This is a genomic window from Streptomyces stoeckheimensis, assembly GCF_045822005.1.
In the GTDB taxonomy this organism is placed as follows: Bacteria; Actinomycetota; Actinomycetes; order Streptomycetales; family Streptomycetaceae; genus Streptomyces; species Streptomyces stoeckheimensis.
In genome coordinates this window covers 4,958,104-4,972,290 of sequence record NZ_CP169550.1, presented here as the reverse complement: position 1 = coordinate 4,972,290, position 14,187 = coordinate 4,958,104, and the positions used below count along the sequence as shown (strand labels likewise).

The window sequence follows — 14,187 nt, the reverse complement described above, 5'->3', positions numbered from 1 at the left end:
CCACCGCCACGGCCCAACGGGCCCACCACGCTCAGGCCACCGGCGCCGGCGTGTGGATCCCGGCGCCGCCCGCCGTGAGGGCCCGGTGGGCAGCGGCCAGGCGGCGGACGGCCTCGGTGAGCCGGGGCGGCGGGAGCGTGTACGGCAGCCGGACGTGGCGTTCGAAGGCCCCGCCGACCCCGAACTGCGGCCCCGCAGCGATCGTCACCCCGTGGTCCGGCGCGATCGCCGCCAGCCGCGAACCGACCGGCTCCGGGAACCGCGCCCAGAGCGTCACGCCACCGGCCGCCCGCGGCGCGTGCACCTCCGGGAGGTGCTCGGCCAGCGCCCCCAGCAAGGCGTCCTGCTGCGCCCGCAGTTGCCGCAGCGCCTCGGGGCGCCGGGTCTGACCGGCATTCAGGAGCACGGCCGTCGCAAGCTGTTCCACCACCGGGGTACCGAGATCCGTCGCCGGGCGGGCCGCCGCCACGCGCTCCAGCAGCGCGGGCACGGCACGGATCCAGCCGATGCGCAGGCCGCCCCAGATGCTCTTGGACACCGAGCCGACGCTGATGGCGGTGGGGTGCGTCACGGCGAAGGGTTCCGCCGTCGGATCCGGGCCCGTCGCCTCCAGCCCCAGGTCGGCCAGGGTCTCGTCGATGACCGTGGGGCAGGCCGGCCGCAGGCTCCGGCGCACGCTCGCGGGCATGTACATCCCGGTCGGGTTGTGGAAGTCCGGGATCAAGTAAGCCAGTTGCGCCGACCTCGCCGCCGCTAGGAGCTGCGGCACGTCCCAGCCGGACGGGCCCACCGCCACCGGCAGGAGCCGGGCGCGGGCATCGGTGAACGCCCTGATCGCATGCGGATAGGTGGGGTGGTCGAACAGCACCTTGTCCCGCGGCGACAGCAGCGTGCGCACCAGCAGACCGATCGCGTGCTGCGCACCGCTGGTGATCATGACGTGATCGGGCGAGGTCGGCAGCCCCCTGCGCCCGTACCACCCGGCGACCGCCTCGCGCAGCTCCGCAGTGCCGTACCGGTCGTACCCGTGCCGTTCGAAGTGGAGCGGCAGCCGCTCCAGGGCCGTCGCGAAAGCGGCGTGGAGGACCTCGGGAGGTGCGGGCGGAGCGGCGAAGGACAGGTCGATGGTCTCCCCGTCCGTCCCACCGGCCCGCCGCCCGGCGGGCGCGTCCCCGTGCGGGAGCCGTACGGTCGCCCGCGCGCGCTCCCGCGTCTCCAGGTAGCCGTGATCCACCAGCGTGCGGTACGCGGCCCCCACCGTGGTCCTGCTCGTACCGAGCGCGGTGGCCAGGTCGCGTTCACCCGGCAGCGCCGCCCCGAGACAGAGCCGCCCGTCCAGGATCAGCAGCCTCAGCCGGTCGGAGAGCCGCTGGTGCGCGGGCCCCGGCCCTTCCTGCCAGGTCCCCAGCATGCGTCCGACGGCGTGCGCGCTGATCTTCATGGGACCAGGCTAATCAATCTGGCTATGGAATCAGGGTCCAGATGGCGGCGAGCCTGAGCCCATGCCCCACCCCGCCCCCGCACCCGCCACCCACCCGCCCCGCATGAACGCCTTCGCCCAGCTCCGGGCGGGCCGTACCGCGCGCCGCGTCCCCCAACTCCTGCTCGGTCTGGCCGGCTACGGCGCCGCCGTCATGGTGCTCGTCGAGTCCGGCCTCGGCACGGCCAGCTGGAGCGTGCTCACGGACGGCGCGGCGAAGACCCTCGGCATCTCCTTCGGCTGGGCCACCAACCTGATCTCGCTCCTGGTGCTCCTCGCCTGGATCCCGCTGCGCGAGCTCCCCGGGCTCGGCACCGTCCTCAACGTCGCGATCGTGGGCTTCGCCGCCGACGCCACCGCCGCCGTACTCCCCGCCCCCGGGGGAACCGCCGCCGCACTCGCGTACCTCGCCCTCGGCCTGGTCGCCCTCGGCTTCTTCGACGCGCTCTACCTCGGCGCGCAGTACGGCTCGGGCCCGCGCGACGGCATCATGACGGGCCTCGTCCGGCTCACCCGGCTGCCCGTCGCGGCGGTGCGCACCGGCATCGAGGTGTCCGTGGCCGGCCTCGGCTGGCTCCTCGGCGGCACCCTCGGCCTCGGCACCGTCCTGGTCGCCCTGGGCACGGGCCCCCTGGTCGGCTGGTTCCTCCCGCGTCTGACCGTCCGCCTCGGCGATCCCTCAGGGATGGGCCCGCTCGTGCAGTACGGCAGCCAGCCGTAGCGCGGTGTCCAGGTTGCAGCGCCCCAGATCGACCAGCGGCAGCCCGTACGACCCCGCCGCGGACACCCCGTCCACCCCGAGCGAGGGGAACACCACCCCGACGTCCGTCAGCGCGGCCTTCAACTGCCCCACGGCCTCCTCGGCCGCCAGCATCCGTTCCTTCGGCGTGAGCACCATTTGCAATGTCACCTTTCGCTCTGAGTAGTCGAGTTCAGTACTCAGAGTGGCGACGGGCTGGCTAGCCTTCAAGGGCCAGACTCCAACACCCGCACCTGTTGTCAGGGGAGTTGCCGTGCCCGATTCCGGAGACGTCGACCCGTTCTCCTCACCTCGCACCATGCTCGGCGCCGAACTGCGCGTGGCCCGCAAAAGGGCCGGCCTCAGTCAGGACAAACTCGGCGAGCCGCTCTTCGTCAGCGGCTCCTTCATCGGCCAACTCGAAGCGGGTACGCGCCGGATGACGGTGGAACTGGGCCGCCAGATAGACACCATCCTCGGTACAGACGACTTCTTCACCCGCAACTGCCAAGCCGTGACGAAGTTCAAGTACCCCGACCACTTCACGGAGGCCGCCGAAGCCGAGGGCCTGGCGAAGGCCATCCGGGAGTACGCGCCCCTGCTGATCCCGGGCCTCCTCCAGAAGGAGGCCTACGCCCGGGCCGTCTTCCGCGCCTACCAGCCGACGGCGACGGAGGCGGCCATCGACGCCCTGGTCGAAGCCCGGCTCGCCCGCGCGGCCCTCCTCGCAGATCCAACAACCCCGTTGTTGTGGTGCGTGCTCGACGAGGCGGTACTGCGCCGGGTCATCGGGAGCCGGTCGGTGATGGCCGAGGCGTTGCGGCACCTTGCGGACCTGATCCGGTCGCATCGGATCATCGTCCAGGTACTCCCGTTCAGTGCGGGCGCTCACGCGACCATGGACGGCCCGCTCAAGCTGATGTCGTTCGAAGACGCACCCCCGCTCGCCTATCTCGCAGGCCACACAACAGGGCTTCTCCTAGACGATCCAGCCACGGTGGCACGCCATTTCCTGACCTACGATCTCCTCACCGCCAGTGCGCTGGCACCACGTGAATCACTGGCCTTGATCGAATCGGTGGCGGAGGATTACGCACATGACGAGCAGGCCTGAGTACGACATCTCGACTGCCACATGGCACAAATCCAGCTACAGCGGCGGTGACGGCGGCGACTGCCTGGAGATGGCCACCTGGCGCAAGTCGACCTACAGCGACGGCACCGGCGGTGACTGCCTCGAAGTCGCTGACGGCCACCCCGGAATCGTCCCCGTCCGCGATTCCAAGGTCCCCGACGGCCCCCACCTCACCTTCGGCGCCCCCGCCTGGGCCGCCTTTGTCTCCGCCCTCAACTGAGGCCCCTGGGGCTACGCTCGTCGGCATGTCGAACAGGCTTCCGTTCAGCGAGGCGCTGCTCTCCACCGTGGGCACCCCCAAGGAGAGCAAGCTCCTCGACAGCAGTCCGCGGTCACGGGTGTGGTGGGTGCAGCCCGCCCACGGGCAGCCGGTGATCGTCAAGCAGATCACCGACGTCGGGGACACGGCCGCCGACGCGGACACCCGCTTCGCGCGGGAGCTCACCGGGTTGCGCCTGGCGGGGCGGGCCTCCGGGCCCGCCGTGGCCCCCGCGGTGCTGGCCACGGACCCGTCCTCGCGGGTGGTCGTCCTGGAGTACGTGGAGGACCTCGGCGAGACGGGCGACTGGATGCCGGCCTACGCCGAGTCGCTCGCCCGGCTGCACTCCCTGACCGGGCCCGCCGACGCGGGCACGCTCCCGGTCGAGCCGGGGCCGACGGCTGCGGACGCGGAGTCCTTCCTCGCCCTGGCCAGGGCGCTCGACGTGCCCGTACCGGCCGCGGTGCACGGGGAACTCGCCGGGCTGATCGACCGGTTGGACCCCACCCCGCACCACGCGCTGCTGCACGGCGACCCCTGCCCGGGCAACGACCTGCGCACCGCCGACGGCATCCGCTTCGTCGACTTCGAGCGGGCCTCGCTCGGCAACGGCCTGACCGAACTGGCCTACTTCCGCATCGCCTTCCCCACCTGCTGGTGCGCCCTGTCGGTCACCGCGGCCCCCCTCGCCGAGGTCGAGGACGTCTACCGGTCCACCTGGCGCGGCCTCACCGGAAAGGACGTGCCGGGCGACCTCGCCGACGCGTGCGCGGGCTGGCTGATCCAGGGCGACGCGCTCGTGGAGCGGGCCCACCGCGGGACGGTCGACCAGCTCGCCCGGGTGCCCGTCGAGGACTTCGAGTGGGGCTACGTCACCGCCCGCGAGCGGCTCGTCCACCGCCTGGGCGTGGTCGCGGACACGACCCGCGACCACGACCACCTGCACGCCGTCGGCCACCTCAGCTCTGCCCTGGCCGACCGCCTCCTCGCCCGCTGGCCGAAGCTGCGCCCGCTCCCCACGCCCGACGCCCGCCCCTGGTAGGGATGGGGTCATGGAACAGATCCTGAGTCGGCAGGAAGCGTCGGAAGCGGTCCAGGACCACGGATGGCGCTTCCTGCTGGGCGCGTTGCTCACGTCGGTCCCGGTCCTGTCGATGGGCCGGGCGATCGTCTTGGCGGCGAAGGCCGTCTCGGTGTGCGGAGACGAAGCCGACCGGCACCTTAAGGTCGACGTCCGCCCCGAGCGGGTCGTCTTCACCCTGCAGACCTCGGACCGCGCCGCGGTGACCACCCGGGACGTCGAACTCGCGCGGCGGATCACCGCCGTCGCGGCCGAGGCCGGGCTCACGACAGAGCCCGAGATCGGAAGCGGGGCTCCGCGGTCCGTCCAGATCCTGGAGATCGCCGTAGACGCACTGGACATCGCCGCGATCCGTCCGTTCTGGAAGGCGGTACTGGGCTACACGGACGAGCCGGGCGCCGACGGACCGGAGGATCCGCTCGTCGACCCCGTCGGGCAGGCACCGGCCGTCTGGTTCCAGCAGATGGACCGGGCGCGCCCGCAGCGCAACCGCATCCACTTCGACGTCTGCGTTCCGCACGACGAGGCGCCCCGGCGCATCGAGGCCGCGCTGGCGGCCGGGGGCCGGCTCCTGTCCGCGACCAGGGCTCCCGCGTTCTGGGTGCTCGCCGACCTGGAGGACAACGAGGTCTGCATCACCACCTGGCAGGGCCGGGACGGCTGACCCCTAGCACGCATCCGCCCGCTCCTCCGGCGCCGTCCGTGCGAAGTGACGGGCGGTCGGGACCAGGGCGGCCGCCGCCGGTACGAGGAAGCAGGCGGCCGCGCAGGCGCCGAGGACGGGCGTGACGCCGAAGGTGTCGATGGCCGGGGCGATCAGGGCCAGGCCGACCGGGGCCAGGCCGTAGGAGACGAGGAAGTCCAGCGAGGAGACGCGGGCCAGCCGGTCCGGGGCGACCTCGCGCTGGGTGGCGGTGAACCAGGGCACGTTGAACAGCTCGATCCCGATCCCGGCGACGGCGTAGGCGGCGACGACCACGCCCGGGTGCACGGGCAGCATCAGGCTCAGCGGGGCGCACCCGTACGCCGCCAGTCCCGCGAAGGCGGCCCAGCCCTGCGAGCGCGGCCGCCAGCGGGCGATGACCAGGGCTCCGCCGAGCGCGCCCACTATGTACGCGGTCATGGCCGCCGCGAGCACCCATTCGCTGGCGTAGCGGTCCCGGCTGATCAGGGGCAGGGCGACGCTGGTGGCGGAGTAGCCGAGGGCGATGACCGCGACGAGGGCGGCCAGTCCGGCGAGGAACCAGGGGTGGCGGCGTGCCTCCCGTACGCCGTCCACGAACTCGGCGCGGAAGCTCGCACGCGGCGCGGGCCCGGCGGCCTCGGGGTCCGCCGCGGTGACGGCACCCCGGCCCTTGCCCGGGACCAGCGCGGCGACCAGCCAAAGCAGGCCGATGCCGAGCAGCAGGGTCCAGACGTCGAGGAAGGCCGCGAGCAGCGCGGTCAGGGCGGGTCCGGCGAGGGTGGATCCGCGGACGGCCATGGTCATGGCGGCGTTGGCCTGCTGGCGGCGTCCGGGGTCGACGGTCTCGGCGGTGAGTGCCTGGAACGCCGGGCGGCAGGCGCCCTGCCCGGCACCGGCGAGGGCGGCGGCGGCCGTCATGAGCAGGAGCGAGCGGCCCAGTCCGGCGGCGAGGAGGGGTGCGGCGACCGCTGCCGCCAGGGCCGACCAGAGGACGACCGCGCGGCGTGAGTGCCGGTCGGCCAGGACCCCGCCGACGGTGACGGCGGCGAGGAATCCGACCGTGCGCGCGGCGAGGACCAGGCCGAGGCCGGCGGCGCTCAGGTCGCGGTGGAGGACGGCGAGCCCGAGCACGAAGGGCAGGGCCCAGGTCGCGAGTCCGGAGGCGGTGGTGCCCGCCCACAGGCGCAGGAACGGGACGTCGAGGAGGATCGAACGCGCGGGCCCGTCAGCGGTCTTGGCCGACGAGGGCGCGGGTGTGGTCGCCACGGTGTGGGTACTCCCTGGGTTCTTAATGAAAATGAATTCCATTACAGTACCCTTCGAACGCGGCGGTCTTGCCCAGTGCACGACAACGCCCTCCCCCGCCCTGCCCAGACCGGAGAACCCATGCGCCACCCCGCTCGCCTCGGCATCGCCCTGGCCCTCGCCCTCGCCACCGCGGCCTGCGCCGCACCCGCCACCGACGGCTCGAAAGCCGGAGCCGAGCCCGCCGCCCAGGCTTCCTCCCGCAGCAGCTCCCTCACGAGCTGCGGCCGCCAGGCCTCCTTCGCCGCGCCGCCGAAGCGGGCCGTCGCCCTGGACCAGACCTCGACCGAGACCCTGCTCGAACTGGGACTCCAGGACTCGATGGCGGGCACCGCCAACCTCAAGACGAAGATCCCCGCCGCCTACGAGGCCGCGTACGCCAAGGTCCCCGTCATCGCCCCGAAGATCGCCACCGGCGAGCAACTGCGCGCCGCCAACCCCGACTTCGTCATCGGCGGCTCCGCCGACCTCTTCACCAAGGACCGGGCGGGCACCCGCGAGGAGCTCGACGCCCTCAAGGTCCCGACCTTCGTCAGCGCCGTGGACTGCCCCGGGCAGAACCCGGCCGGCCGGACCCCCTTCGAGCTCCTCTTCTCCGACTACGAGAACCTCGGCAAGGTCTTCGGCGCCGAGGAACGGGCCGCCAAGCTCGCCGCCGACCAGCGCACCGCCGTCGCCAAGGCCGGGGAGAACGCCTCGAAGCTCACCGGGGGCACCGGGGGCACCGGGGGCACCGAGCAGCCGACCGTGGTCTACCTCTACTCCGTCTTCAACGGCATGCCGTACGTGGCGGGCAAGACCGGCCTGCCCAGCGAGATGAGCCGGATCGTCGGCGCGAAGAACGCCTTCGACGACGTCGACGAGGACTGGCCGGAGGTCTCCTGGGAGGAAGTCGCCAAGCGCGACCCCGACTTCATCGTGATCGGCGACCTGTCCGAGCGCGGCCGGCCCGGCGACAGCGCCGCCGAGAAGCGCGCCGTCATGGCCCAGCACCCTGTCGTCTCCAAGCTGGCCGCGGTCCGCGACGCCAAGATCCTCGAAGTGCCCGGCATCGAACTGGACCCCTCGGTGCGCTCCGTCCACGCCCTGGGACTGCTGGCGGCCGGCATGAAGGACCTCGGGTATGTCCGCTGACACGGCGGCCACCGACACGGCGGCCGCCGACCCGGTGGCTCCGAGGGGGCCGGGTCCGGCGCCCCGCCGGTCCGCCGTGGCCGGGGCAGGGCTCTTCCTCCTCGCCGCGGCCATCCTGGCGGCTTCGGTCGCGGCAGCCGTGCGCATCGGCGCCGCCGACGTGGGCTGGACCGGCCTCGCCCGCGTCTTCGGTACCCGACTCGGCCTGGACGTCGAGCCGTTGCCCCCCTTGCTCGACTCGCTCGTCTGGGACCTGCGGCTGCCGCGCGTGCTGATGGCCGCCCTCGTCGGCGCCTCGCTCGCCGTGTGCGGAGCGGTGCTCCAGGCAGTGACCCGCAACGCCCTCGCCGACCCCTACCTGCTCGGCGTCTCCTCGGGCGCCTCCGCCGGAGCCGTCACCGTGGTCGTCCTCGGGATCGGCGCGAGCACCCTCGGCGTGACCGGCGGAGCGCTCGCCGGAGCACTGCTCTCCTTCGGGCTGCTCCTGCTGCTCCTGCGGCGCACCGGACTGGACTCCGTGCGCATCGTCCTCACCGGCGTGGTCATCGGGCAGCTCTTCACCGCGCTGACCTCGCTCGTGCTGATGGCCTCGGCGGACGCGGACACCACGCGGGCCGTCACCCACTGGCTCCTGGGCTCGATGGCACCGGCCCGCTGGAACACGGTCGCGGTCTGCGCGGTCGTCACCCCGCTGGGGCTCGCGGCGGCCTGGCTCTGCTCGAACGCCCTCGACGGGCTCGCCTTCGGCACCGACACCGCCGCCTCCCTCGGGATCGACGTACGGCACACGCGGATGCTGCTGCTCGTGGTCACCGCCGTGCTCACCGCGGTGGCGGTGGCCACCGTCGGCGCCATCGGCTTCGTCGGCCTGATCGTCCCCCACGGGGTGCGGTTCCTCGTCGGGCCGCTGCACCGGGTGCTGCTCCCGTACGCGGCCCTGGCGGGCGCGGTGTTCCTGGTGTGGACGGACGCACTGGCACGGGTCGCCTTCGGGCCCCGCGAGGTGCCCGTCGGCGTGATCACCGCACTGCTCGGCGTACCGATCTTCCTCCTGGTCCTGCGCAAGCGGGGGGAGCTGTGAGTGCGGTGAAGGCTGTGCGGATCACCGCCGACGCGGTGAGCTGGTCGGTGGCGGGCACGCCCGTCGTGCGCGAGGTCGGCGCGGACATCGCCCCCGGCGAGACCGTCGGGCTGCTCGGCCCCAACGGCTCGGGCAAGTCCTCGCTGCTGCGCTGCCTCGCCGGGCTGCGGGCTCCCGACGCGGGCGCGGTCCGGTACGACGGGGAGTCCGTCCGCGGCTGGAGTGCGCGCAGGATCGCCCGGCACGTCGCCTTCGTCGCACAGGACGCGGGCGCGGACAGCGATCTGCCGGTCGCCGACATCGTCGGCCTGGGGCGGACCCCGTTCCGCGACCGCTGGCGCGGGCCGGACGCCGCCGACCGGGCCGTGGTCGCCGCCGCGCTGGAACGCGTAGGACTCACCGCACTCGCCGGCCGCCCCTGGAAGGCGCTGTCGGGCGGGGAGCGGCAACGCACCCACATCGCCCGCGCACTGGCCCAGCAGCCGTCCGGGCTGCTGCTCGACGAGCCCACCAACCACCTCGACGTCAAACACCAGCTGGAACTGATGGAGCTGCTGTCCGGCACCGGGCAGACGGTCCTGGTCGCCCTGCACGACCTGTCCCTCGCCGCCCGGTACTGCGACCGGCTGCTGCTCCTGCACCACGGCCGCCTGATCGCCTCCGGCCCGCCCGCCGCCGTCCTGACGGCGCAGCGGCTCGCGGAGGTCTTCGAGGTGGACGCCGAACTCACCACCGACGCCCTCGGGCACCCGCAGGTCAGCTACCGCGGACCGCTCGGCGCCCCGGCCGCGACGTCCAGACCCACACCTACACCCGCTCTGTGAAAGGGAATCCCATGACCCCGACCCCGACCCCGACCACGACCACCGCCCCCGCGACCTCGGTCGACGCGCTCATCGAGGCCGTACTGGCCGGCGAGCACGGCCCGCTGCCCTCCTCGCTCGTCGCGACCAGCGTCTTCTGGATCCACCACGGCACCCGCCTGGCCGGCGGCGTCACCACCTACCTCAACCAGTACGTCCTGGTCCGCCTCGGCGGCTCCTTCGGCGGCTGCGCGTTCGAGGCCGGCGAGATCGACCCGTCGATCTGCCGCGACTCCTCCGGCACCCCGCTCGACGCCCTCCTGCGCGAGGCCCCGCGCCCCCTGCGCATCGCCGCCCTCGACGCCTACCTCTCCGAGACCCGCCCGCACCGCGCGGCCGCCGAGGCCGGCGACGCCGAACCCGTCGCCCTCCCCGCCGGCACCCCCGAGCTCCGCGCCACGGCCCGCGACGCGGCCATCGCCGGACTGCTGGACATCGAGGAGGGCGCCGAGGTCGGCCTCATCGGCGTCGTCAACCCGCTCGTCGCGGCGATCCGCGCGCGCGGCGGCCGGCCGCTGCCGTGCGACCTCAACCTCAAGGCCACCCAGTGGGGCGACCCCGTCACCGCCGACATGCACGAGGTGCTGGAGCGCGCGCAGGCCGTCGTCGCCACCGGCATGACCCTGAGCAACGGCACCTTCGACACCATCCTGGAGCGCTGCCGCTCCCGCGGCATCCCGCTGGTCGTCTACGCCCAGACCGGCAGCGCCGTCGCCCGCGCCTTCCTCGGCTCCGGGGTCACCGCCCTGTCCGCGGAGCCCTTCCCCTTCTCCCAGTTCAGCGCCGAGGAGACGGTCCTGTACCGCTACCGGACGGCGGGCGGCGCGTGATCCCCGGCGCTCCCGGCGCCACCGCCCTCCCGGCCCCGTCCGGTGCCGGGCAGGCCCCCTGCCACCACGGCGAGATCCTCCAGGGCGTCTTCCTCGACGCCGCCGGGCGCCGGTGCGCCGGACTGGTCACCCTCCCCATGTCGGGTCCCGGCAGCAGCGCCGCGTTCGTCCGCCGACCCGGCGCGGAGCCCGAGGCGCTCACCGTCGCACCCGCCGACCGCACGAAGGCGGCGCGGGCCGCGGTCCTCGCGGTCGCGGAGTGCGCGCGGCGGACCGGGCAGCCGCCCTGCGGCGGGGAGCTGCGTCTCACCGGCGAGATACCGGTGGGCCTGGGCATGGGCAGCTCCAGCAGCGACGTGATCGCAGCCGTGCACGCGGTCGCGGACTCGTACGGGCTGCGGCTGGAGCCCTCGACGGTCGCAGGGCTGGCCGTACGCGCCGAACTCGCCTCCGATCCGCTGATGCTGGGCGGCCGCCCGGTGCTGTTCGCCCAGCGGGAGGGCCGGGTCCTGGAGGTCCTCGGCCCGGCCCTGCCGCCGCTGGTCGTGGTGGGCTGCGCCCTCGGCGGGGGCAAACCCGTAGACACCCTGTCCCTGCCGACGGCCGATGCGGCCGACGCGGACGACGGCGACGTACGGGCCTACGAGCGGCTGCGCGCGCTGCTGCGCCGGGCCGTGGCCACGGGCAGCGCGGAGCTGCTCGGCGCGGTCGCCACCGCCAGCGCACGGCGCGGCCAACAGGTCTTGGGGCACCCGGAGTTCGAAGACCTGACCGTCCTCGCCCGCCGGGCCGGGGCGGTCGGCGTGCAGATCGCGCACAGCGGTGCGGTGGCGGGCGTGCTCTTCGACGCGGCCGCACCCGGGCTGCGCCGCCGTGTCCGCGGCTGCCTGCGCGCCCTGGACGCCCACGGCATCCCCGCCACCCGCACCTTCACGACCTTCGACGGAACCACGGACCCCCACCCCCTGCCCAAGGAGATCCCCCACCATGGACCAGCACAGCATGGACCAGCACATCGCGGAGTCGATCGGCCGGCCGGACCTGATACGCCTCGACGACCGGCTCGTCTGCCTGCGCTTTGAAACGATGAAGGTGGTCTCCGCCCTCGCGGCGGTGCGCCACCTGCTCGACACCGGCGTCGTACGCCGCGGGGACACCCTGCTGGACAGCTCCAGCGGCATCTACGCGTACGCCCTGGCCCTGACCTGTCACCGGTACGGCCTGCACTGCCACATCGTCGGCTCGGCCACGGTGGACCACACGCTGCGGACCCAACTGGCCGTCCTCGGGGCGACGCTGGAGCAGATGGAGCCGTGCAGCGACCTGAAGCTCGACCAGAAGCGGCGCGTCGAGCGGATCCACGAGATCCTCGCCGCACATCCCGAGTACCACTGGATGCGCCAGTACCACGACGACGTCCACTACCTCGGCTACCGCGCGATCGCCGACCGGATCCGCGAGGCCACCGGCACGGCGGACGGCCTCACCGTCGTCGGCGGGGTCGGCTCGGGCGCCTCCACCGGCGCCTTGACCCGCTACCTCCGCGAGGGGACGGACGTTCCGGCCGATGTCGAACTCGTCGGCGTCCAGCCGTACGGCAGCGTCACCTTCGGCTCCGAACACGTCACCGACACCGAGATGATCATCGCGGGGATCGGCAGCTCGATCCCCTTCGGCAACGTCTCGCACGAGCTGTACGACACCCTGCACTGGGTCTCCTTCGAAGCCGCCCTCGCCGGCAGCGTCGACCTGCTGCGCCGGCACGCGGTCTTCGCCGGGCTGTCCACGGGCGCCGGCTACCTCGCCGCCCGGCACGAACGCGAGCGCTCACCCCACCGCACGGTCCTCTTCATCGCCCCCGACACCGGCCACCGCTACGTCGACACCGTCTACGCGAGGCACCGCGAGGCCGCTCCGATCGCGACCCTCGCCCCGCGCGAGGTGACGGACCGGAGCGAGCTGGCCCTGCCGTGGGCGCGGATGCGGTGGAACCGCGCCCCGGTGTGAGCCGACGCCGTCGCGCGCGGGGTCAGAGGCCGTTGGTGAACAGCAGCGCGTTCGGGCTGCTCTTGCTGATGTTCGTCAGGACGTCCTTCGTGGATTCGCTCTCCAGGTACTCGGCAATGCTCTCCGGAGTCGCGGCCGGATTCGCCTGCTTGTAGAGGACGGCCACGCCGGTGACGTGCGGCGCGGCCATGGACGTGCCGTTCTCGGCGATGCTGCCGCCGCCCAGCTTCGCGGAGACGATCTCCTCGCCGGGTGCGTACAGGGTCACGCACGAACCGAAGTTGGAGAAGCTGGTCTCCTCGTCGTACCGGTTGCTGGCCGCAACCGTCACGACCTTGCCGGCCGACGCGGGCGAGACGAAGCACGCGTCCTTCGAGGAGTTGCCCGCCGCGATGACCGGCAGGACGCCCGCCGCCGTCACGGCCTCCGCCGCCTCGTTCAGGACCTCGGACTTGTCCCCGCCCAGGGAGCCGTTGAGGACCGCGGGCTGCTTGGCGTTCTTGGCCACCCAGTCCAGGCCCGCGACGAGCCCCGAGAAGTCGCCCTCGCCCTCGCAGTTGAGGACCCGGACGCTGACCACGTTCGCCTTGCGCGCCACTCCGTACGTCTTGCCGGCGATCGTGCCCGCGACGTGCGTGCCGTGGCCGTTGCAGTCCTGGCCGTTGCGGCCGTCGCCGATCGCGTCGAATCCGAAGGTGGCCCGTCCGCCGAACTCCTCGTGCGCGAAGTCGATGCCCGTGTCCAGGACGTACGCGGTCACCCCGGCGCCGTTGCCCTGGGTGGTGAAGGTGTTGTCGAGCGGCAGCTCCTTCTGGTCGATCCGGTCCAGGCCCCAGGAGGCGGACGGCCCGCGCAGGGCGGCGGCCGTCGCCGGCACGCTCGACGGGGCCGAGACCTTGGCGTCCGCTGCCACCGACTTCACGCCCAGGCTGACGCGGGCGATCTCCAGCTGGAGCTTGGTCATGGGGACGGAGAACCCATTCATGGCCTTGGTGTAGAGGAACTTCGGCTTGAGGCCCAGCCGCTCCGCCACCTTGGCCGGGTCATAGCCCGGCTCCAGCGTCACGATGTACTGGCCGGGGATGGCGTTGGCGGAGATGGTCAGCGGCACCGGCGTGGGCTCGGGCGCGACGTCGGCGGACGCGGAACCGACTGCCACCGGGGTGACGGCGAGCAGGGCGGCGGTGGCGGCGCGGGCGAGCAGGCGCATGGACATCGAGGGAACTCCCGAAGGGTGGAGGGCGGCATGCGAAGCCGCCTCCGTTCGACGGGAACCTCGGTGGGAACACCGATGCGGAACCCGTCCCGGAGTGCGACCCTCCCCTTCATCGGCGGGCCGGCCACGGCCCTTGACCGGACCGCACCGGCCGTACGGCCGCGCCGCGGGGCCTGCGCAGCCCGCCGCGGGCTGATGCCCGTACCGGCTGAAGAAAGGATTCGGTCCGCTGTTCTCGCGACCCTCCCGGCCCGCGCGCCCGACCTCGCGCCGGTGCGGCGCGGGCCGGCAGGTTCACCCGTACGGAAGGCACCGCGCGCGCATCCGGGGAGGGGCGCACGCGCGGCTCCCGCGGTTCACCACCGCCCGCCA

At 73.4% G+C, this 14,187-nt stretch carries 15 protein-coding genes; 11 read left to right on the top strand and 4 right to left on the bottom strand.

Annotation, left to right across the window (positions count from 1 at the left end; genetic code table 11):
• Positions 1 to 31: 31 nt before the first annotated feature.
• Complete coding sequence (locus ACE1OC_RS22740) at positions 32 to 1,441, bottom strand: PLP-dependent aminotransferase family protein (protein WP_407838539.1); 1,410 nt, start codon at positions 1,439 to 1,441, stop codon at positions 32 to 34.
• Between the two features lie 61 nt (positions 1,442 to 1,502).
• Between ACE1OC_RS22740 and ACE1OC_RS22735 the strand changes: the two genes are divergently transcribed.
• Positions 1,503 to 2,201: a YczE/YyaS/YitT family protein gene (locus ACE1OC_RS22735; RefSeq protein ID WP_407838538.1), complete on the top strand. Its 699-nt coding sequence runs from the start codon at positions 1,503 to 1,505 to the stop codon at positions 2,199 to 2,201.
• Here the strand turns inward: ACE1OC_RS22735 and ACE1OC_RS22730 are convergent.
• Positions 2,160 to 2,378, bottom strand: a complete 219-nt coding sequence (locus ACE1OC_RS22730) for a hypothetical protein (protein ID WP_356508471.1) — start codon at positions 2,376 to 2,378, stop codon at positions 2,160 to 2,162. The genes ACE1OC_RS22735 and ACE1OC_RS22730 overlap by 42 nt on opposite strands.
• Positions 2,379 to 2,538: 160 nt before the next feature.
• Here ACE1OC_RS22730 and ACE1OC_RS22725 point away from each other — a divergent pair, with 160 nt between their 5' ends.
• The 4 genes from ACE1OC_RS22725 to ACE1OC_RS22710 are packed head-to-tail and all read left to right on the top strand — an operon-like array spanning position 2,539 to position 5,358.
• Positions 2,539 to 3,333 (top strand): helix-turn-helix domain-containing protein, encoded by a 795-nt coding sequence (locus tag ACE1OC_RS22725; RefSeq protein WP_407838537.1) that lies wholly within the window; start codon positions 2,539 to 2,541, stop codon positions 3,331 to 3,333.
• Complete coding sequence (locus ACE1OC_RS22720; RefSeq protein WP_407838536.1) at positions 3,317 to 3,574, top strand: DUF397 domain-containing protein; 258 nt, start codon at positions 3,317 to 3,319, stop codon at positions 3,572 to 3,574. The genes ACE1OC_RS22725 and ACE1OC_RS22720 overlap by 17 nt, the downstream gene beginning before the upstream one ends.
• Before the next feature lie 25 nt (positions 3,575 to 3,599).
• Complete coding sequence (locus tag ACE1OC_RS22715) at positions 3,600 to 4,655, top strand: phosphotransferase family protein (protein WP_407838535.1); 1,056 nt, start codon at positions 3,600 to 3,602, stop codon at positions 4,653 to 4,655.
• A gap of 10 nt (positions 4,656 to 4,665) precedes the next feature.
• Positions 4,666 to 5,358 carry a VOC family protein gene (locus ACE1OC_RS22710; protein WP_407838534.1) on the top strand — a complete coding sequence of 231 codons (693 nt, stop codon included), beginning with the start codon at positions 4,666 to 4,668 and terminating at the stop codon, positions 5,356 to 5,358.
• Positions 5,359 to 5,361: 3 nt separating this feature from the next.
• On the opposite strand, the gene ACE1OC_RS22705 is transcribed toward ACE1OC_RS22710, so the two are convergent.
• On the bottom strand, positions 5,362 to 6,645 hold the full coding sequence (locus ACE1OC_RS22705; protein WP_407838533.1) for an MFS transporter: 1,284 nt from the start codon (positions 6,643 to 6,645) through the stop codon (positions 5,362 to 5,364).
• Between the two features lie 120 nt (positions 6,646 to 6,765).
• Between ACE1OC_RS22705 and ACE1OC_RS22700 the strand changes: the two genes are divergently transcribed.
• From ACE1OC_RS22700 to ACE1OC_RS22675, 6 genes are read left to right on the top strand one after another with little or no spacing between them, the layout of a single operon-like run.
• Positions 6,766 to 7,818 (top strand): ABC transporter substrate-binding protein, encoded by a 1,053-nt coding sequence (locus tag ACE1OC_RS22700; protein ID WP_407838532.1) that lies wholly within the window; start codon positions 6,766 to 6,768, stop codon positions 7,816 to 7,818.
• Positions 7,808 to 8,899, top strand: coding sequence for a FecCD family ABC transporter permease (locus ACE1OC_RS22695; protein WP_407838531.1), 1,092 nt, complete (start codon positions 7,808 to 7,810; stop codon positions 8,897 to 8,899). Before ACE1OC_RS22700 ends, ACE1OC_RS22695 begins: the two co-directional genes overlap by 11 nt.
• Before the next feature lie 14 nt (positions 8,900 to 8,913).
• Positions 8,914 to 9,723: an ABC transporter ATP-binding protein gene (locus ACE1OC_RS22690; protein WP_407841647.1), complete on the top strand. Its 810-nt coding sequence runs from the start codon at positions 8,914 to 8,916 to the stop codon at positions 9,721 to 9,723.
• Between the two features lie 11 nt (positions 9,724 to 9,734).
• Entirely contained in the window at positions 9,735 to 10,592 is an 858-nt protein-coding gene (locus ACE1OC_RS22685) for a Rossmann-like domain-containing protein (RefSeq protein WP_407838530.1), read from the top strand.
• Positions 10,589 to 11,674, top strand: a complete 1,086-nt coding sequence (locus ACE1OC_RS22680) for a GHMP kinase (RefSeq protein WP_407838529.1) — start codon at positions 10,589 to 10,591, stop codon at positions 11,672 to 11,674. Before ACE1OC_RS22685 ends, ACE1OC_RS22680 begins: the two co-directional genes overlap by 4 nt.
• A complete protein-coding gene (locus ACE1OC_RS22675; protein ID WP_407841646.1) occupies positions 11,595 to 12,599 on the top strand; it encodes a pyridoxal-phosphate dependent enzyme in 1,005 nt (334 codons plus the stop codon). Before ACE1OC_RS22680 ends, ACE1OC_RS22675 begins: the two co-directional genes overlap by 80 nt.
• Before the next feature lie 22 nt (positions 12,600 to 12,621).
• On the opposite strand, the gene ACE1OC_RS22670 is transcribed toward ACE1OC_RS22675, so the two are convergent.
• Positions 12,622 to 13,809 carry a S8 family peptidase gene (locus ACE1OC_RS22670; RefSeq protein WP_407841645.1) on the bottom strand — a complete coding sequence of 396 codons (1,188 nt, stop codon included), beginning with the start codon at positions 13,807 to 13,809 and terminating at the stop codon, positions 12,622 to 12,624.
• Between the last annotated feature and the right edge of the window lie 378 nt (positions 13,810 to 14,187).